Genomic DNA, 19,923 nt, shown 5'->3' with positions numbered 1-19,923 from the left:
CGGGCCGCCCGCGGCTGCACCGCGCGTCAGGCCGGCTTCTTCTTGACGCCGCCGAGCTTGCGCGTGATGTAGTACTGCTGCGCGATCGACAGCACGTTGTTCACGACGTAGTACAGCACGAGGCCAGCCGGGAAGAAGAAGAACATCACCGAGAACGCGATCGGCATGAACTTCATCATCTTCGCCTGGACCGGGTCCGGCGGCGTCGGGTTCAGGCTCGTCTGCACGAACATCGACACGGCCATCAGCACCGGCAGGATGAAGAACGGATCGCGCTGCGACAGGTCGTGAATCCACAGAATCCACGGTGCGCCGCGCATTTCCACCGACGCGAGCAGCACCCAGTACAGCGAGATGAACACCGGGATCTGGATCACGACCGGCAGGCAGCCGCCGAACGGATTGACCTTCTCGGTCTTGTACAGCTCCATCAGCGCGGCGTTCATCTTCTGCGGATCGCTCTTGAAGCGTTCGCGCAGCGCCTGCATGCGCGGCGTGATTTCCTTCATCCGCGCCATCGACTTGTAACTTGCAGCCGACAGCGGGAAGAACACGGCCTTGATCAGCACCGTCAGCAGCACGATCGCCCAGCCCCAGTTGCCGACATAGCCGTGGATCTTCTCGAGCAGCCAGAACAGCGGCTTCGCGATGATCGTCACCCAGCCGTAGTCCTTCACGAGCTCCAGGCCCGGCGCGATGCCTTCGAGCATGCGCTCTTCTTCCGGACCGGCGAACAGGCGCGCCTGCACGTCGGCCGACTGGCCCGGGGCGATTGCGGCGACCGGCTGCTTCACGCCGACGCGGTACAGCGCCGGATCGATCTTTTCAGCGTAGATCTCGCGCTTCGCGCCCTGCTGCGGAATCCAGGCCGACGCGAAGTAGTGCTGCACCATCGCGACCCAGCCGTTGTCCGCGGACTTCTCGAAGTTCGCCTTGTTCTTGTCGAGGTCGCTGAAGTCGATCTTCTGGAAGTGCTTCGCGTCCGTATAGACCGCCGGCCCGAGGAACGTGTGCGAGAACATCGGCGTTTCGACGGCCGTGTTGTCGCGAACGAGTTCCATGTAGACCGTCGGCGTGACGGGCGCCGTGCCGACGTTGTCGATCTTGGTGTCGACGCCGATCACGTAGCTGCCGCGCGTGAACGTGTAGGTCTTCACGACCTTCACGCCGCCCTTCACCGGCGATTCGAACGACAGCTTCAGCGTGTTCTGGTCGCCCGTCAGCGACGTCGAGCCGGGGTTCAGCTGCGTGTAGACGTCGTTGTGGTTCGGGAAATCGCCGCCGAGCAGGCCCGTGCGTGCGAGGTACGTGTGGCCGGCCGTGTGGTCGAACAGCGTGATGTACAGGTCGGGCTGCTTGCCGTCGCCCTGCTTCTTCAGCGTCAGCTTCGCGAGCGTGCCGCCGCGCGTGTCGATTTCGCCGTCGTACACGTCGGTCGAGAACTTCACGAGCTGCGCCTGCGCGGCCGGGGCCGTCGTCGACGGCGCGGCGCCGGCTGCGGCGGCAGGCACGTCACCTGCGGTCGTCGTCGCGCCCGTGCCCGATGCGCCGCCGGCAGCGGCCGGAGCCGTGTGCGTGGCGCTCGGGAAGAACATCGACGGGCGTCCATGGTCCCGCTGCCAGTTGTCGTACAGCATGACAGCTGACATGAAGAAGATCACCCATAGGACGGTGCGTTTGATATCCATGCGTTGTCTCAGAGTCGATGGGACCGCGCGTCGGCTTCGCCGCGAGCGCGAGTGTCGGAGTTGGGCGGCGGGACGAGGTCGATGCCGCCCGCGGAAAACGGATGGCATCGGCACACGCGCCTGACGGCGAGATACGTGCCGCGCGCGGCGCCATGATACTGGATTGCCTCGCGCGCGTAATCCGAACAGGAAGGATAAAAACGGCAACGGTTGCCGAGCATCGGGCTCACGGCAACCTTGTAGAAGCGCAGCAAGGCGATCAATACCGTTTTCATACCTTGGGCGGCGCCGTACGACGCCGCGTCAAAACCGGCCGGGCGGGCGCGAACGCCGCGCGGGGCACGGATGCGTCACTCGGACGCGGGCTTCGACGCACGGCGGGCGATTTCCCGGACTGCCCTGTCGAGCAGTTCGCGGATCTCGGCCGCGCACATCGCCGCGAGCGGGGCGGAAGCCGCGCTCGGCAGCGCTTTCTTGTCGAAGCGCGTGTGCTGCCGCAGCAGCAGGTCGTAACCTGCGAATTCGGCGCGGCGCAGGCGAAACTGATCGCGCGCCAGCCGCTTCACGAGGTTACGGGTGACCGCTCGCGGCGCATACTTCTTGCCGATGACGAGCCCCAGGCGTGCGGGCTGACCGGTCGGCTTGCCGTAAATCACGAAGTGCGCGGAGCGCCGCCAGGGGCGCAAACGAAAAACGGATGAAAATTCATCCGTTTTCAGAAGTCGCGCAGTTTTCGGGAAGGCGGCTTTCGTCTGCGACGGATTCGCACCCGGCTCGACGGCACCTTCCGCAGGACTGCGGACGGCGGACACAGCGCGCAACCTGCCTTAGATGGCGAGGCGCTTGCGGCCCTTCGCGCGGCGAGCGTTGATGACCTTGCGGCCACCTGCCGTCTTCATGCGGACACGGAAGCCATGGGTGCGCTTGCGGCGCGTCACGGACGGTTGGTAAGTACGTTTCATGATGTTCTCACTTGTTCGAGAATGTCGAAATTCAGGGGACCGCGTGCCCTTAACCGGAGGCATTCGGGCGAACGCAATCGCCGGGAATACAGGATTGGTTTTCGCGGAACCCGCTATTTAAACCGTTTTTCTCTTGACGGTCAATACTTTACGAGTCGTCCGCCTGTGCCGGCCCGCGCCGATCCGGCCCCGCGACCCACACAACCGGCCTGTGGATAAGTCCCGCTGTGGCCGCGTTTGGCGTTAGAATCTCGCCTTATCTCCAAGAATCCCGCACGCCGCTTCGGCTCGCGCCTGCCCCTCCAAGACTGTGACGCAGGCGTCCGAGGCACGCTCGCACGACCGCTTCGGGCCTTGTTGCGCCACCGCGACAAGGGCGCCGGCGAGCCGCGCTGTGCACGCAAAAAACGACAGTTACTTGATGAACGATTTCTGGCAACACTGTTCCGCACTGCTGGAGCGCGAGCTGACGCCCCAGCAGTACGTGACGTGGATCAAACCCTTGGCCCCGGTGGCCTTCGATGCGTCGGCGAACACGCTGTCCATCGCCGCGCCGAACCGCTTCAAGCTGGACTGGGTCAAGAGCCAGTTTTCGGGCCGGATCGCCGATCTGGCCCGCGAATTCTGGAACACGCCGATCGAAGTCCAGTTCGTCCTCGATCCGAAGGCCGGCATGCGCAGCGCCCCCGCGGGTGCCGCACCGGCCGCCCCGCGTGCACCGCTGGCGCCGAGCGGCCCCGCCGCGACGGTCGCCGCGATCGCCGCCAACCTGACCGCGAATGCTTCCGCTGCGCCCGCCGCGCCGGCCGACGTGCCGATGACGCCGTCGGCGGCCGCCACGCACCACCTGAACGCCGACGACGCCGACATCGACCTGCCGAGCCTGCCCGCGCACGAAGCGGCGGCCGGCCGCCGCACGTGGCGTCCGGGCCCGGGCGCCGCGCCCGCGAACGGCGGCGAAGCCGATTCGATGTACGAACGTTCGAAGCTGAACCCGGTGCTCACGTTCGACAACTTCGTCACCGGTAAGGCGAACCAGCTCGCGCGCGCCGCCGCGATCCAGGTCGCGGACAACCCCGGCATCTCGTACAACCCGCTGTTCCTGTACGGCGGCGTCGGCCTCGGCAAGACCCACCTGATCCACGCGATCGGCAACCAGTTGCTGCTCGACAAGGCCGGCGCGCGGATCCGCTACATCCACGCCGAGCAATACGTGTCGGACGTGGTGAAGGCGTACCAGCGCAAGGCGTTCGACGACTTCAAGCGCTACTACCACTCGCTCGACCTGCTGCTGATCGACGATATCCAGTTCTTCTCCGGCAAGTCGCGCACGCAAGAGGAATTCTTCTACGCGTTCGAGGCGCTCGTCGCGAACAAGGCGCAGGTGATCATCACCAGCGACACGTATCCGAAGGAGATTTCGGGCATCGACGATCGCCTGATCTCGCGCTTCGACTCGGGCCTCACCGTCGCGATCGAGCCGCCCGAGCTGGAAATGCGCGTCGCGATCCTGATGCGCAAGGCGCAGTCGGAAGGCGTGAACCTGTCGGAAGACGTCGCGTTCTTCGTCGCGAAGCACCTGCGCTCGAACGTGCGCGAGCTCGAAGGCGCGCTGCGCAAGATCCTCGCGTATTCGAAGTTCCACGGCCGCGAGATCTCGATCGAGCTGACCAAGGAAGCGCTGAAGGACCTGCTGACCGTGCAGAACCGGCAGATTTCGGTCGAGAACATCCAGAAGACCGTCGCCGACTTCTACAACATCAAGGTCGCGGACATGTACTCGAAGAAGCGCCCCGCGAACATCGCGCGGCCGCGGCAGATTGCGATGTACCTGGCGAAGGAACTCACGCAGAAGAGCCTGCCGGAAATCGGCGAGCTGTTCGGCGGGCGCGATCACACCACCGTGCTGCACGCGGTGCGCAAGATCGCCGACGAGCGCAGCAAGGACGCGCAGCTCAACCACGAGCTGCACGTGCTGGAACAGACGCTGAAGGGCTGAGCGCGCGCGCCGCGCTTGATAATTCGGCCTCCGCCCCAATTTAAGGGGGGCGGTTCGGTTTTGAGGCACAATACTGGTTTGACCGCCCCGGTGGTGGCGGGCCAAGAGCCCGGCCGGCGGGGCGCTGCGAGGCTGCTGCGCTGCAGGCCGTTACTCAACGAAGGAACTCTATGCAACTGGTCAAGACCGAACGAGACACCCTCCTCAGGCCGCTGCAAACGGTCAGCGGCATCGTCGAACGCCGCCATACGTTGCCGATCCTCGCCAACCTGCTGATCACCAAGAACGGCCCGGACGTTTCATTCCTGTCGACCGACCTGGAGCTGCAGATCACCACGCGCGCCGATTTCGGCGTCGGCGGCGACCAGATCGCGACCACCGTCGCGGCCCGCAAGCTGCTCGACATCCTGCGCGCGATGCCTGACGGCCAGGTCACGCTGTCGCTCGCCGACAAGCGCCTCACCGTTCAATCGGGCAAGAGCCGCTTCGCGCTGCAGACGCTGGCGGCCGACGAGTTCCCGACCGTCGCGCAGGCGAAGGATTTCGGCGCCACGCTCACCGTCCCGCAGAAGTCGTTCCGCCAGTTGCTCGGCATGGTGCACTTCGCGATGGCGCAGCAGGACATCCGCTACTACCTGAACGGCATGCTGCTCGTCGTCGACGGCGACCAGCTGATGGCCGTGGCCACCGACGGCCACCGCCTCGCGTTCTCGTCGATGAAGCTCGAAGGCGGCACGTTCGGCCGCCAGGAAGTCATCGTGCCGCGCAAGACGATTCTCGAGCTGCAGCGCCTGCTCGAGGACATCGACGACACCGTCACCATCGACATCGCGCAGACCCAGGCCAAGTTCACGTTCGGCCAGGTCGAGCTCGTGTCGAAACTCGTCGAGGGCAAGTTCCCCGACTTCCAGCGCGTGATCCCGAAGGCGCACAAGAACACGTTCGAGATCGGCCGTGAAGAACTGCAGCGTTCGCTGCAGCGCGCGGCAATCCTGACCTCGGACAAGTTCAAGGGCGTGCGCTGCATCATCGCGCCGGGCCAGCTGAAGATCATGTCGACCAACGCCGATCAGGAAGAGGCGCAGGAAGAACTCGAAATCGCCTACCAGGGCGATACCGTCGACATCGGCTTCAACGTCACGTATCTGCTCGACGTGCTCGCGAACCTGAAGGTCGACACCGTGCAGGTGAGCCTCGGCGACGCCAGCTCGAGCGCGCTGATCACCGTGCCCGAGAACGACGAGTTCAAGTATGTCGTGATGCCGATGCGCATCTGACGCGCTCGACATCGCGACACACACCAGGGGGCGGCAAGCCCCTTTGGCGTTTTTATGGCGAACTGACAACCCGTCCCTTTGGTGCCTTTTCGGCACCTGGGGCGGGCCAGGAAACTGGAGCGGCCCGGCGATTTCTCGCTGAAACGCACCGCGCCGCCACGAGAGTGGCCCCGCAGAACCGGAAGATATCCATGAGTGAACAGCACAATTCGCAACCCGATAACAGCAGCTACGGCGCCTCGTCGATCCAGATCCTCGAAGGTCTGGAAGCGGTGCGCAAGCGCCCCGGGATGTACATCGGCGACACGTCGGACGGCACCGGTCTGCACCACCTCGTGTTCGAGGTGCTCGACAACTCGATCGACGAAGCGTTGGCCGGGTACTGCAACGACATCCACGTGACGATTCACGCCGACAACTCGATTTCCGTGACCGACAACGGCCGCGGGATTCCGACCGACGTGAAGATGAACGACAAGCATGAGCCGAAGCGCAGCGCCGCCGAGATCGTGATGACCGAGCTGCACGCCGGCGGCAAGTTCGACCAGAACAGCTACAAGGTGTCGGGCGGCCTGCACGGCGTGGGCGTGTCGTGCGTGAACGCGCTATCGAGCTGGCTGCGCCTCACCGTGCGCCGCGACGGCAAGAAGCGCTTCATGGAGTTCCACCGCGGCGTCGCGCAGGATCGCGTGATCGAGGTCGTGGACGGCGTGGAAGTGTCGCCGATGCTCGTGACCGGCGACACCGAGAACCGCGGCACCGAAGTGCACTTCATGGCCGACCCGACCATTTTCGGCACGGTCGAGTATCACTACGACATCCTCGCGAAGCGGATGCGCGAGCTTTCGTTCCTGAACAACGGCGTGCGGATTCGGCTCACCGACCTGCGCTCGGGCAAGGAAGACGATTTCGCGTTCGCCGGCGGGGTGAAGGGCTTCGTCGAGTTCATCAACAAGACGAAGAGCACGCTGCACCCGACGGTGTTCTTCGCCAACGGCGAGAAGGACGGCGTGGGCGTCGAAGTCGCGATGCAGTGGAACGACAGCTACAACGAAAACGTGCTGTGCTTCACGAACAACATTCCGCAGCGCGACGGCGGCACGCACCTGACCGGCCTGCGGGCCGCGATGACGCGCGTCATCAACAAGTACATCACCGACAACGAAATCGCGAAGAAGGCGAAGGTCGAGACGACCGGCGACGACATGCGCGAAGGGCTGTCGTGCGTGCTGTCCGTGAAGGTGCCGGAGCCGAAGTTCAGCTCGCAGACGAAGGACAAGCTGGTTTCGTCCGAGGTTCGTGCGCCGGTTGAGGAAGTTGTGGCGAAGGCGCTGGAAGAGTTCCTGCTCGAGACGCCGATCGACGCGAAGATCATTTGCGGGAAGATCGTTGAGGCTGCCCGGGCGCGGGATGCTGCTCGGAAGGCGCGTGAGATGACGCGCCGCAAGGGCGTGCTCGACGGCGTCGGCCTGCCGGGCAAGCTCGCGGACTGCCAGGAGAAAGACCCGGCGAAGTGTGAAATCTACATCGTCGAGGGTGACTCGGCAGGTGGGTCGGCCAAGCAAGGGCGTGACCGCAAGTTCCAGGCAATCCTGCCGCTGCGCGGCAAGGTGCTGAACGTCGAGAAGGCGCGCTACGACAAGCTGTTGTCGTCGGAGCAGATCGTCACGCTCGTGACCGCGCTTGGGTGCGGGATCGGCAAGGAAGACTACAACCTCGAGAAGCTTCGCTATCACCGCATCATCATCATGACCGACGCGGACGTCGACGGTGCGCACATCCGGACGCTGCTGCTCACGTTCCTGTATCGCCAGATGCCGGACATGATCGAGCGCGGGTACGTGTATATCGCGCAGCCGCCGCTTTACAAGATCAAGGCGGGCAAGGACGAGCGGTATCTGAAGGATGACGTGGAGCTCAACGCGCACATGCTGCGGTTGGCGCTGCAAGGGTCGGAGCTGGTGCCGGGTGAGAATGCGGCGGCGATTTCTGGGGATGCGCTTGGGGAGCTGGCAAGGTCGTATCTGCTGTCGCAGAGCGTGATCGAGCGGTTGAGCCGGTTGTATGATCCGGCTGCGTTGGAAGCGGTTATGGATGGGGTGGTGATCGATCTCTCCAGCGAGGAGTCGACCGAGGCTTCGGCGAAGGCGCTGCACGCTGCGTTGCATGATGAAGCGCTGAAGAACGAAGTGCGGGTTGTGCCTTCGTATGACGCGGTTCGCGAACAGCGGGCGCTGCATGTCGAGCGTACGCATCACGGCAACGTGCGGGTCTCGGTCATCGACCAGGAATTCCAGCACACGGCGGATTATCAGCAGCTCGTGACGACGGCGAATACGTTCAAGGGGCTGATTGGGGAAGGTGCGGTCATCAAGCGCGGTGAGCGCAGCATGGCCGTGGCGGACTTCAAGAGCGCGATGAAGTGGCTGCTGGCGGATGCTGAACGCAACGTGTCGAAGCAACGCTATAAGGGCCTCGGCGAGATGAATCCCGAGCAGCTGTGGGAAACGACGATGGATCCGGCAGTGCGGCGTCTGCTGCGTGTGCAGATCGAGGACGCGATTGCTGCGGATGGGATCTTTACTACCCTCATGGGGGATGATGTCGAGCCGCGGCGGGCGTTTATCGAGTCGAATGCGTTGCGGGCGGGGAATATTGATGTCTAACACGGCCGGAACATAGCCGTACAATGCAGGAAAGTAAGGCCCATACGTTGAAAAACTTATGGGCCTTTTCTATTGAGTAAAACATTTCGCATTACGTCTATTCTTACGGGAGTTGAAGGCACGCTATACACATGAGTTCAGGAGAAGCCACTAATGGCTATTATCGTAAAGCGAGGTATCACCGAAGAGTACTGGGGCCTCATGAGCGAAGACCGCAAGCTCGGCTGGGAGCTTTTTACGAAAGGGTTGGCCATCGTCGTTGCATTGTTCGTCACAAAGACCGGCGTAACCATCATCGATTGGAGCATCGGGGCGTTTGCTGGATTTACACCACTCATCATCATCCGGAGCCAACGCTCGTTCCGGAAGTACAGCAAGGATCTTCGAAAACGTCTGCTCTGTGCAGTTGTTTTTCTCGGCAGCACGGGCACTGCCGTCCTCGGGATACTCTACTTTGGCCTCGCGTTCCTAAACGGGATATTGCAGACCTACGCATCGGAAGTTGCTCCGCTGCGTCATCACTCTAACCCGATCTTTTCCGGCATCGCGCTGGGAGTGCTCCTTATCGTTGCCCCGGTCGCGGGGGTAAAGATTTGGCGTGATCTTAAGCTTAGCGAGCTCATCTTTCACTTGCCGAAGCGAGCGCTTAAACGGCTAGTGCTCCAACGGAAATACGTAGCCGATAACTTCATTGCCTTCGCACACTTCGAACTAGGCGTCCAGGGTGTCGGATTCTTGTATGCATCGGTATGTGCTGAGATCGTCAAGGTCTATCTAGGCCTCTTCCTATCAAGGTAGAGCCATCGACACTGCCAGGCACATCAGCTTCGTCGCCCTGACGAGCCCGCTATAAGGCTATGATTGCCGTATCTCCGTCTCCAAACGAGTCACATGCCTTTCTTACTCAAGTCCGCGCTCCAGGATCGCAACGTCAAATGCGAAATCGTCCAGATCGGCCGCAGGCATGTGTCGCCCACAGTCGCCGCGACGCTGCACATCTAGGGGAATCGGCATGGAGCAATCAGAGCTGAGGACCCTACTTGGACAGTTGGTCGCGGCATGGGAAAGTGAGGTCGTGGAGTTCAAACAGGCAGGCAACGATTACGACACGGACAGGATCGGAGAGTATTTCTCTGCCTTGTGCAACGAAGCTAACCTACGTGGCGCGGATCGTGCCTGGCTAGTATTTGGCGTCAACGACAAATCGCGTGCCGTCGTAGGAACGAACTATCGTCCAGAGCCGGATCGGCTCAACAACCTAAAGAACCAAGTCGCACAAGGCACTGAGCCGAGCATCACATTCCGCAACATTCATACTCTGAACGATGACTGTGGTCGCGTAGTGTTATTCGAGATTCCCGCCGCACCACGGGGCATCCCCATCGCTTGGAAGGGCCACTATTACGCTCGCGCAGGTGAGAGCCGAATTCCTTTGGGTTTGGACAAGCTAGACGAAATCCGCCAGCAAACCATCTCGCAAGATTGGACCGCTCAAGTTGTTGTTGACGCGACGCTTGATGACCTAGACGAGGCTGCGGTACGCAAGGCCCGAGAGTCCTTCGGGCAAAAATATGCCAACCGCTTTGCGCCGGATGAAGTTGCGAACTGGCCTCTGGCGACGTTCCTGGATCGCGCCCGTATCACCCAAAATGGTCGGATTACGCGCACCACGTTGCTGTTGTTAGGCAAAGCTGAATCCACGTGGCGCCTGTCACCTCATCCGGCACAATTGACCTGGAAGCTGGACGGCCCAGAACGAGCCTACGAGCATTTCGGCCCGCCCTTCTTGTTGAATACATCGCGCCTGTATCAGCGTATTCGCAACATCCAACTTCGACTGTTGCCACTGGACGAATTGCTACCGATCGAAGTCTCAAAGTATGACCAGAAGATCGTGCTGGAAGCGTTGCACAACTGTATCGCGCACCAGGACTATGCTCGCAACGGTCGTATCGTGGTAACCGAGCGTCCGGATCAATTGATTTTCGAAAACGAAGGCAGCTTCTTTGAAGGCTCGCCGGACGACTACCTCGAGGGCAACAAGATCCCCCGGCGCTACCGCAACCCGTTCCTGGCGCAAGCCATGGCCGAATTGAACATGATCGACACAATGGGGTACGGCATTCATGACATGTACGCTCGTCAGGCCCGGCGTTATTTCCCGATGCCGGACTACGATCTGGACGAGGCCGGTGCAGTGAAGCTGACGATCTATGGTGGTGTAGTCGACCCAGCATACAGTCGCTTATTGATCCAGCAGACCGATCTGCCACTGGCGGACGTGTTAGCGCTGGATCGCATACAGAAGAAGCTCCCCATTCCCGACGATGCGGTGGCACGCTTGAAGCGCATGAAACTTATCGAAGGCCGCAAGCCGAACTACTACGTGTCTGCAGCTGTGGCTGAAGCGACGGCGAACAAGGCCGACTACATCCGCACGCGTGCGCAAGACGATGAGTTCTATGCAAAGCTGCTGACCGACTATCTCAGGAAGTTTGACGAAGCAAACCGCACCGAGATCAACAAGTTGCTGCTCGACAAACTTAGTGATGCTCTAACTGACAAGCAGAAGTACAACAAGGTCAGCAACCTGATCACCAAACTCCGTCGCCGGGGTGTGATCGTGAATACGGGATCGGACGCGGCACCGTGCTGGCAGCTTGCAGAGAGACATGCCGAGAAAAATTAGAGCTCCGCAGAGAGCCGCCCAAAACAGTCCATACAAATCAATAACTTAAAATCCTGCCATTACCAAATTTGCAGAGAGATAGCAGAGAGGAGGCGTTGCAGCGAGCACCGTAGCTGAACTCGAATAGAAGGGCCTCCTGATATTATTGGGGTCCGATTTGATAATAAATGGCAAAAAGAGGGAAACATGGCCCGTATGTGGATGGTGCGCGGTGAGGGCGGAAGCCTCTACGATGCGTTTCGTGAGCGCGGCGTAGCAGCCATCGGCTGGAACCAGCTAGCCGCACACGCCAAACCGGGGATCGATCGCAAACAGCTGATTGATCGGTATAAATCCGCCGACCCGCAGGCAAAGCACGGGACAGTCGTCTCAGGTGCATCCCAGGTATGGCGGTTCGTCAACGAAATTCAAAAGAACGACTGGATCGTCACCTATTCACCGGCCAACCGCACCTATCTGGTTGGCACGGTTACAGGGCCGGCTGAACACCATCCGGACTGGGCAGAGCAAAACATGCCTCTGGCTCGAAAGGTACAGTGGCAGTTTCAGGAACTGTCGCGCGACAAACTGGGAACCTCGACCAAAAACAGCCTTGGCGCAACCTTAACCGTCTTCGAGGTTCCCTCGAACGCTATGGCCGATGTGTTGGCTGCGTTGGGAGGGAACACAACTGTCCCGGAAGACGAAGACGATGAGGAAATTGCAGATCCGTTAGCCGATGTCGAGTCGCAAGCACTGGAACGTATCAAGGATCGCGTGAACGAACTCGACTGGGACGAGATGCAGCAGTTGGTTGCCGGCATCCTACGCGCGATGAACTACAAAACCCAGATCTCCCCACCTGGCTCTGATCGAGGAAAGGATATCGTTGCGTCGCCTGACGGCTTCGGTTTTGAACATCCGCGCATCGTCGTAGAAGTCAAACATCGGCGCGAACAGATGGGAAGCCAGGACATCCGGAGCTTTCTCGGCGGCCGGCACAAGGATGATCGCGGTCTCTATGTCAGTACGGGTGGTTTCAGCAAAGACGCGCAATACGAAGCCGACCGCGCCTCAATCCCGTTGGCGTTGTGGACGCTCGATCATGTTGTCCGTGCCCTTATCGAGCATTACGACAAGACGGATGCGGAGACGAAACGCATCATTCCGCTGAAACGGCTCTACTGGCCAGCTTAATGGCTTGGCTACAAGAAACGGCTCATGTCAAGGTAGCAATCCAGTCGGCCGCGCAACAATATGAGTCCCCCGCTGGGGCAAATCCTCGTCGAAGCGCTGCCACCGATGCTAACCGACGTCGGTTGACATCGCGGTCGGAAAAGCTGCTCGATGGTATCGTTGAAGGCCGCGTGCCGCTGCCGGTGTTCGAAGCGAAGATGGTGGAAACGCTGCGCAAGCTGGTCGACCCTGCGAGGGCCGCCAAGCTGGCACCGCCTCCATTCGGATGCGAAGCGAAACTGCAAGCGGCGGACAAGCCCGGGCCAAAGGATGCGAAGCTGTGTCCGCAGTGCAGCAAGGGCACCTGGTTCAGAAAACCGCGAACGCCAGCGGTAAGACGTTCCTGGAGTGCACGGTCTGGCCGGCGCGCGATCACAAGGGGTGGAAGAAATAGGTTCGTCAGGGTCGGTGGTAGGGACAACACTCGCCGGACCTGCTGCCACCATTTGAAGCACCTTATCACGACGACCGCTCGCTAACGTATAACGGCCACCGACCGCTGTGACCGATGCGTCGGATCGCAGTCAAGTCAGTCTCGAATCGCCGTCTTATCGCGCGGGTTGCGGGTCGGTAAGGGAGTGAAGCTATCTGGGTGATTACCGACCGACATCATCACTTCCGGCACGCAGAGTGGAGGCGGCCCGCTCCAGCGCGAACTGAATGCGCGCCGCTGTCTCAGTTAGGTCTTGTCAGCCCGCCCGGTGAGCCTACGCGCTGGCTTGAGCACACTCAACCGACAACCCGGAAAGTGAGACGCCGAGGCTTCTCAGGACAGTAAGTCCTCGAACTTTTGTATGACTTTGAATTGTACCGTTTCAAAGTTCTTGAAATGCCGCTTGCCGCACTCAATATGAAGCTCTTCGATCGGACGCAACATGCTCGAATCAACGTTCTCGCCGTTGCCTGTTTTCTTGGTTTCGGCGATGAAGTACAGCGTGGTGTCGTTTCTATACGCTACAGCCCAATCTGGGTTATAGGGACCGACGGGCGTTTCGATCTGAAACTGTCTCGGTAGCTTGATGTAAAACAGCACGTCTTCGTTTTCATCACAAGCCTGCGCGAACAACCGCTCCGGCTCTGAATTCGAGTCGATCACAATGTGCGAGAACAGGGTCTTCTCCTTGTTCTCGACGGCCCGAACGTTCGAACTGAACACGTCCATCCAGTCCTCGCGCTCGAAAATCCGCATTTCGTAGACTGCGCCATCGATTTTGGTGTATTTCACACCACTGCCCTCCGATCGATCGCCGAAGACCAACACTTCGCGTTTTTCAGCATTGATGAGCTTCGATACTTCATCGATGTAGAGCTGTGGGTTATTAACCGCATCCTGCAAACGTTCACTTTGAAGCAGAATTTGTGCGATGGTTGATTTCGACAGCCCCGTTTTCGCCTGCACCTGGGTAACGAAATCCGGCATCACGTACTTCGCCTCGACCGGCTTTGTACGCATCCCAACCTGTTTCGCAACAACTCCTTTTTCACCGATTTCAAGCTCGGTGCGGAACAGCGCGAGTTTAGGACGCTCGATGGGCTTCAATCGCTCGCGGACACGCTTAGATGCCCGTGCGATAAGTTCATCTGTTTTGTAGGCCACGCTATATCGGGTACGTGCCCGAATCTTCGTCCACAAATCAAGAAATTTGGGATCTGTCTCGTAGCCTTTCCGTAGACGAACTTTGACCTTATCCCGTTCGTTCTGCACCATCTCGCGCTTGAACCGTACGCCGGCCTCGGTCATCTCGCTCTGCAGCTGGTTAGCGAAATCCTCGTAGCTCTCGTTGGCAATCAACGTAAGTCGATTGACCGATGCATCGCGCACCCGCACGCCATCCTGGTTCACAGCCAAACGCAGACCCCGCCCAATTTCTTGCCGCTTTTTGACGTCCGACTTAGACTCGGCCAGCGTGCAAATCTGGAACACATTGGGATTGTCCCAACCTTCGCGCAACGCCGAATGACTGAAAATGAACGACAGCGGCTCGCTCAAATCCAGCAGGCGCCCCTTGTCGCGCATGATGAGTTCGAAGGTCGTGGCTTCGGCGTCCGCGTTGGTCTTACTGGTCAGGGTTTCAAAGGGCGACACGGCTCTTTTGTCCTGCGAGAAGTAGCCGTTGTGCGCCTTCTCAGCGTCCACGGTCAACAATCCGGCAAACTCGTCCATGGCTTGGTAACGGGCGTAAAGCTCCTCGAACCATTGCGCCAGCTTCCCTTTAGAAACAACACCGCCATCACCGTACTGCCGATAGTCGGCCACATGTTCGATGAAGAACACCGACAGTACCTTGATGCCCATCGGGTGCAACTTCTTAGCCTTTTCAAAATGTCGGCGCACCGTTGCTTCAATCTGTAACCTCAAAATGGCGTCGGTCAGAGCCCCATGGGGTTGCCCCTGGACCACGCGCACGTCGTTGGCGAAAGTCACTACGCCGTCTTCAGCATCGATTTCGTTAACGATAAAGCCGTTACGATACATTTCCCGTTGTTGCGACAACGCAAACAGATCGTCCCCATTTTTGACTGTCACCGATTTCTTCGTCGGGCCACCTGCTTGGCCAACCCAAATCGTGAGTTTTGCCGACATGCTTCGCTTCGCAGCCTTGATCGAGTTGACTGCGATGTACGCTCGGTTCGCGTCCGTCAGCTCAATGACCGAGTCCACACCAATGCGCTTGACCAGGCCCAATTCGTAAGCTCGAACCGGATCAAGCGAATAGATCAGGTTGTAGGCGTTACGGTGTGTGGCTGAGTAGCGCAATGTACACATAGGATTGAGGCGGGCGATGGCTCGCTTACGAATATCGGTTTCCAGGTTCTGCGGTTCATCCAAGATGACAATCGGATGAGCAGCCTGAATGAACTCGATTGGCCTTACCCCTGTTTCCCGCACCTGATTTATGACGTTACCCTTGGATTTCTTGCTCTTACCGCGATCGCCTGCAGTGGATGCTCCGTCGTTATCGGCCGAGTCCTTCGCAAACGCGTCGATGTTGATGACCAAGATTTGAATAGCGTCCGACAGCGAAAAATTGCGAAGCTGATTGACCTTTCCCGAATCGTACACCATGAACTCCACACGTTCGTAGTCGTACAACGTCTGGAAGTGTTCGTGGGTATTTTTCAAGCTGGACAGAACGCCTTCGCGGATTGCGATCGATGGAACGACGATAACAAACTTCTTAAACCCGTAGGTCTTGGACAGCTCGTAGATTGTGCGCAAGTACACATACGTCTTGCCCGTGCCGGTTTCCATCTCCACAGTGAAGTTGGGAAACCTCCCGACAGGCGTTCCGTCATCCAGTACCATCGCGGCCAACTCAGAGGAGCGCTCCAGCTCGTGCGCGTCTTGTACGGCGTGCAGATTCTTTAGCCACTGCTCGTCGCCAATCACACGACGGTTCGCAATCCCCGTCGAGGACAGCTCCAAACTGGACAAATCATCGCTCTGCGTCACCGCGATTTGCGAAGCATCAGGCTGGCCCGCGAATAGATCTACCGCGGCGCGAATGGCTTCCAGCTGGTAATCCTGATTGGCATCGAATTGAAATTTCATGCGTGCGACCTCACAGGCACGTGAAGCGGATTCCCGCGTCGCGACATTGCAAATCCAAGTTCGTTTTGAGCATGTCGGAGTCTTGGAACACGCCGTCGATGGCAACAATCTCACGGGGTTTGATCTCGACCAGCGGCAAAATCATGGCCTCCGTGAACCCGTCGAGCACGAAGATCATCTGCCGGTTGTGAACGGCGAACACCCGGGTACCAGCGACTTCGAGCGCCTCAACGGGCGTAGTCACTTCCTGCCCAAACTTCAAAAGCAACTCATACAGAATGTCCTCTACTGTGGCGCCGTCCTTCCCCGCGTGGACAAACAGCTTCATCTGTTCGGCGAGTTGATCGGGCGTTTCAATGCCATCCCCGCGCCATTGCTTGAAGTTTGACGGACTCAACCGAAAATATTTGTAACCCTCTTCCTTAGGCAATCTCTGATCAAACTCAGCCGCTAGACTGCGATCGATCCGAAGACGGGCTAAGTCAGCGATCGTTGCGCAGCCAAGTTGCTGCGCATTGCGCCCCGCCTCGGTATCTGCCTCAATTGGCTCAGGAAGTTGTACGGCAATGATCTTTCGCTGTGTGCCGCTTTCGCGATTTCCAGCGATCACACCGTGCACCGTTGACCCGGATCCTGCGAAAAAATCGAGGACGAGATCTCCCGGCGACGTCAAATAAGCGACCAAGCGAGCCATGTCCAAATAGTTTTTTGGGTTCTCGAAGACCTTTTTTCCGCCGAAAAGCGCCGCGAGATCCTGACTTGCCTTTTGTGCGTAGCTGAACTGCACACTTCGCATTACTTGCACGTCTTTGGAAAAGAGATCGCGTCGCACGCTCGGGATCGTTGACTCATCGTCGCCGAAAACAACATTCTCCGCATCAATTTCTTCCTGCATGCGCTCATATGTCGGCCAAACCCATCCACGACTAGGAACTTTGCAGGGTTTTCCCGTTACCGGATGAGGGACGTCGTAGCGAGGCCCGCCACCGCCAGGCCAGCTCGCATCACCATCGTCTCGAAATGGTCCACGCTCATCTACTTTGGTAAACCGGGCAAGCGGCTTTCGTGGATCGTCGTCTTCAAACGTTGCGTAATACTCTTTGAGCCCCTCCGCAACCTTATCCCATTGATGGTCATAAAGTTTCTTAAGTCGTTCAAACTCAACACGAACCTCTTCGACCCCTTCCTTGGGAGCTCGCAGAACCAAATCAATGTCTTTCAGTTTCTGGCGACTACGAGCATAGACCAGCATATATTCGTGGCCAACCGAGAATAATTTCGCATCATTTTTTCGGTTTCGATCGAAGATTAAATTGCAGACGAAATTTTCGGATCCGAAAATTTCGTCCAGCAACAATCGTAAATTATGAACTTCATTATCGTCGATGCTTACCACCAGAAACCCGTCTTCGCGCAACAAATTTCGCGCAATGTATAAACGGGGCAGCATCATGGACAACCAGCTGCTGTGGTAATGGCCGCTTTCTTTAGTATTTTTTCTAAAGAAACCTTCCCGCATTAACGTTCCGTCATCGGACAGATCGTTGATGCGGCGCAAATAGTCTTCTTTGCTTTCTTGGAAACGATCTGGGTAAATAAATCTGTCCGACCCCGTGTTGTACGGCGGATCGATGTAAATCAGTTTGATCTTACCGAAATAGGCCTTCTGCAAAACCTTGAGCACCTCAAGATTCTCTCCCTCGACGAAGACGTGCTGCGCGTCGTCGAAGTTCACCGATTTATCCCGCTCTGGCCGCAAGGTCGCGGTCGAAGGCGTCTGCAGCACCTTGTACGCGTCGCTCTTGCCGGCCCACGTTAGCGCATAACGCTCGCCACCGTCGGCAACAACAGATTCGCCCAACGTCCGTTTCAGCGCGGCAAGGTCGAGTCGACCTTCTGAAAATGCCTCCGGTACCAATGCTGCAAGCTGCTCACGCAGTTCGTCTGCCGGGTTAGGTGAAGATGCTAGGGCTTTATCGCTGTTCTGATCGGTCATGTCTGTTCTGTGTTTGAGACGCGCACGCGGCAGTCAATCGACCGTCGAGTTGCGGAGATTTGTCGATTTTGCCATGTACCGGATAGCTGGCCAACCCAACGAAGACAACATCCGAGCCGCGTCGCTTGGAGCGTTTCCCTCACGTTCTGCATTTTGGTGATGGACGCTGATTGACCCTCAATTCCCGAGGAGGCCAAAGCCGCTGAAACGATCAAGCGGCTTCTGAGCAATCTCGCCAGTATCACCCAAGGGGTTTCTGAACTTCGCAGCCGTTACGGCACCGGACACGGTAAAGCCCGGGTGCCCGAGGGGTGCAGCCGCACCACGCACGCCTCGCCGTCGGGGCGACGTCGACCCTGGCGGTCTTTCTCGCCGAAACGCATATCGCGAGTACGAAGTAGAGCGATCGAGGGATGAGCACAGGCGCTCAGCAGAGAAGACGATGTCGTAACGAGCAACGCTTCAGCGTACGAGACAGACAGGTTGTTCGCTACCACCATCAGCTCGAGGCACTCGACCTGCCGTGCCGGTTTCATCTTGCGTAGAGCTCGCGCGAGCTCCAGCGAAAACGAAGTAGTTGTTTATGGAGGGTCTCTGGCCAGCGTCGCTGCGAAATGTCCACCATCTCTCCGTCTAAGCCGGCGATTTGGCGTTCCAGGTTGCAAAGCGTGTCGTAGTCTTGCCGGATTAGCTGCCGTATTCTGACGAACCTCTGCCCGCTACAAATGGCAGCATCACGATCCTGATCTAGCCGCCGAGGCCGCGATATCGCTTCGAGAGAAGTTCGGACGATAAAGGTCATCACCTGAAAAGCGCCGTAGTGGATCAGGGCGCGTCCATATCTATGCCGGTTGGCCATCCTCCGAATTTCCCATATTTCGAGATGCTCAGTTAGGTAGACTCAAATGGCGTCACCGCAAAAAGCGCGGGCCGGATGGGCTGCCACCCATACGACCCGCTGACCACAACCAACTCGCTCTAGGAGTCGGAAATGGCTAACGCCAATCATAAGTCACGCCCCGTCGTAACGGAACGCTTCGTCACTGTTCAAGAATCAGCGCGCCATCATTCCTTGTCTAGGGTTCTCCGTGCCATCAGAGCGCACAGGAAACTGAACACGACGTACTTCCCGTGGATCAAATTGGCTGGAGTATGGCTTGAGGACGCGGGATTCGAGGCCGGAGAACGCGTTCGGATTACTGTCGAGGACAAGCGGCTCATCATCACGCCGATGTGATCGGCGTATTGCCCATGGTGGGCATCGCAAGTCACCACCGCTCAGGTAGCTCAGTACCCGAGACTCGATACCGTTAGTAACTGTGACAAGCGACGATTGCGATGCAAGCGCAGCGGGCCAGACACCCAGGTCCGCTGCCGCTTGGCCTGTCAGCACGAGCTGCAACCCATATCAGGCGCACCGCACATTTCTATCGCCAAAATGCAAAAACCCCCGCCTTTCGGGCGGGGGTTCTTGGCTTAGGGAGCCTGACGATTACCTACTTTCACACGGGAATCCGCACTATCATCGGCGTAGAGTCGTTTCACGGTCCTGTTCGGGATGGGAAGGGGTGGGACCGACTCGCTATGGTCATCAGGCAAAGAGGGTTGTTGCGTTGCTTCGCAGCGCAACCAATCTTGGAAGAAGCAGTAATTTAGGTTGTGAGCTGTATCTCACACGTATGCGGTACTTCAACCGTCGTACGTCGAGTGCCTCGCACTCGACGCTCGATGTCCGTAAGCGCTAAAGCGCTAACGGCTATCGAGACAGACTTGTTATAGGATCAAGCCTTACGGGCAATTAGTATCAGTTAGCTGAACGCATTACTGCGCTTACACACCTGACCTATCAACGTCCTGGTCTCGAACGACCCTTCAAGG

At 58.7% G+C, this 19,923-nt stretch carries 14 protein-coding genes, 2 rRNA genes and 1 pseudogene; 8 read left to right on the top strand and 9 right to left on the bottom strand.

The genetic code is table 11. The annotated features are described in order from the left end of the window. Positions 1 to 26 precede the first annotated feature (26 nt). The 4 genes from yidC to rpmH all read right to left on the bottom strand — a co-directional run bounded on the left by yidC (position 27) and on the right by rpmH (position 2,650). Positions 27 to 1,688 carry a membrane protein insertase YidC gene (gene yidC, locus H0X90_RS32865; RefSeq protein ID WP_077190213.1) on the bottom strand — a complete coding sequence of 554 codons (1,662 nt, stop codon included), beginning with the start codon at positions 1,686 to 1,688 and terminating at the stop codon, positions 27 to 29. A gap of 8 nt (positions 1,689 to 1,696) precedes the next feature. Continuing rightward, positions 1,697 to 1,963 (bottom strand): membrane protein insertion efficiency factor YidD, encoded by a 267-nt coding sequence (gene yidD / locus H0X90_RS32860; RefSeq protein ID WP_006489939.1) that lies wholly within the window; start codon positions 1,961 to 1,963, stop codon positions 1,697 to 1,699. A 75-nt stretch (positions 1,964 to 2,038) separates the two neighbouring features. After that, positions 2,039 to 2,500, bottom strand: coding sequence for a ribonuclease P protein component (rnpA, locus tag H0X90_RS32855; RefSeq protein ID WP_077190212.1), 462 nt, complete (start codon positions 2,498 to 2,500; stop codon positions 2,039 to 2,041). A gap of 15 nt (positions 2,501 to 2,515) precedes the next feature. Further along, positions 2,516 to 2,650: a 50S ribosomal protein L34 gene (gene rpmH / locus H0X90_RS32850; RefSeq protein WP_004198824.1), complete on the bottom strand. Its 135-nt coding sequence runs from the start codon at positions 2,648 to 2,650 to the stop codon at positions 2,516 to 2,518. A 421-nt stretch (positions 2,651 to 3,071) separates the two neighbouring features. Here rpmH and dnaA point away from each other — a divergent pair, with 421 nt between their 5' ends. From dnaA to H0X90_RS32820, 6 genes are all read left to right on the top strand, one after another. Further along, positions 3,072 to 4,649, top strand: a complete 1,578-nt coding sequence (gene dnaA / locus H0X90_RS32845; RefSeq protein ID WP_216352967.1) for a chromosomal replication initiator protein DnaA — start codon at positions 3,072 to 3,074, stop codon at positions 4,647 to 4,649. Positions 4,650 to 4,819: 170 nt separating this feature from the next. Beyond that, the gene (gene dnaN, locus H0X90_RS32840) at positions 4,820 to 5,926 is read left to right on the top strand and encodes a DNA polymerase III subunit beta (RefSeq protein WP_006490996.1); all 1,107 of its coding nucleotides are present in this window, start codon (positions 4,820 to 4,822) and stop codon (positions 5,924 to 5,926) included. Positions 5,927 to 6,117: 191 nt separating this feature from the next. Then, complete coding sequence (gyrB, locus tag H0X90_RS32835) at positions 6,118 to 8,592, top strand: DNA topoisomerase (ATP-hydrolyzing) subunit B (RefSeq protein WP_077190210.1); 2,475 nt, start codon at positions 6,118 to 6,120, stop codon at positions 8,590 to 8,592. Between the two features lie 153 nt (positions 8,593 to 8,745). Beyond that, positions 8,746 to 9,390, top strand: coding sequence for a hypothetical protein (locus tag H0X90_RS32830; RefSeq protein ID WP_077190209.1), 645 nt, complete (start codon positions 8,746 to 8,748; stop codon positions 9,388 to 9,390). A 277-nt stretch (positions 9,391 to 9,667) separates the two neighbouring features. Further along, entirely contained in the window at positions 9,668 to 11,281 is a 1,614-nt protein-coding gene (locus H0X90_RS32825) for an RNA-binding domain-containing protein (RefSeq protein ID WP_253192562.1), read from the top strand. Positions 11,282 to 11,467: 186 nt separating this feature from the next. Beyond that, positions 11,468 to 12,457, top strand: a complete 990-nt coding sequence (locus tag H0X90_RS32820; protein WP_077190207.1) for a restriction endonuclease — start codon at positions 11,468 to 11,470, stop codon at positions 12,455 to 12,457. An 805-nt stretch (positions 12,458 to 13,262) separates the two neighbouring features. On the opposite strand, the gene H0X90_RS32815 is transcribed toward H0X90_RS32820, so the two are convergent. Together H0X90_RS32815 and H0X90_RS32810 are read right to left on the bottom strand one after the other, a co-directional pair. Next, a complete protein-coding gene (locus H0X90_RS32815; protein WP_059700530.1) occupies positions 13,263 to 16,049 on the bottom strand; it encodes a DEAD/DEAH box helicase family protein in 2,787 nt (928 codons plus the stop codon). Between the two features lie 10 nt (positions 16,050 to 16,059). Beyond that, positions 16,060 to 18,045, bottom strand: coding sequence for a site-specific DNA-methyltransferase (locus H0X90_RS32810; protein WP_077189470.1), 1,986 nt, complete (start codon positions 18,043 to 18,045; stop codon positions 16,060 to 16,062). 180 nt (positions 18,046 to 18,225) lie between these two features. Here H0X90_RS32810 and H0X90_RS36285 point away from each other — a divergent pair, with 180 nt between their 5' ends. After that, a complete protein-coding gene (locus tag H0X90_RS36285; protein ID WP_227739799.1) occupies positions 18,226 to 18,462 on the top strand; it encodes an abortive infection family protein in 237 nt (78 codons plus the stop codon). Positions 18,463 to 18,473: 11 nt separating this feature from the next. Here the strand turns inward: H0X90_RS36285 and H0X90_RS35900 are convergent. Continuing rightward, positions 18,474 to 18,614: pseudogene (locus tag H0X90_RS35900) on the bottom strand (chromosome partitioning protein ParB); the annotation flags it as partial. Positions 18,615 to 19,036: 422 nt separating this feature from the next. On the opposite strand from H0X90_RS35900, the gene H0X90_RS32800 reads away from it, so the two are divergent. Beyond that, positions 19,037 to 19,282 carry a SymE family type I addiction module toxin gene (locus H0X90_RS32800; RefSeq protein ID WP_077189471.1) on the top strand — a complete coding sequence of 82 codons (246 nt, stop codon included), beginning with the start codon at positions 19,037 to 19,039 and terminating at the stop codon, positions 19,280 to 19,282. Positions 19,283 to 19,528: 246 nt separating this feature from the next. Here H0X90_RS32800 and rrf read toward each other — a convergent pair. Further along, a 5S ribosomal RNA gene (rrf, locus tag H0X90_RS32795) occupies positions 19,529 to 19,641 on the bottom strand. A 181-nt stretch (positions 19,642 to 19,822) separates the two neighbouring features. Beyond that, positions 19,823 to 19,923: ribosomal RNA gene (locus H0X90_RS32790) — 23S ribosomal RNA — on the bottom strand; the annotation flags it as partial.

This window comes from Burkholderia sp. 9775_39, from assembly GCF_015712225.1.
GTDB classification, from domain to species: domain Bacteria; phylum Pseudomonadota; class Gammaproteobacteria; order Burkholderiales; family Burkholderiaceae; genus Burkholderia; species Burkholderia cenocepacia.
Note: the sequence above shows the minus strand (reverse complement) of the source record. Positions and strands in the feature narration are given on the sequence as shown.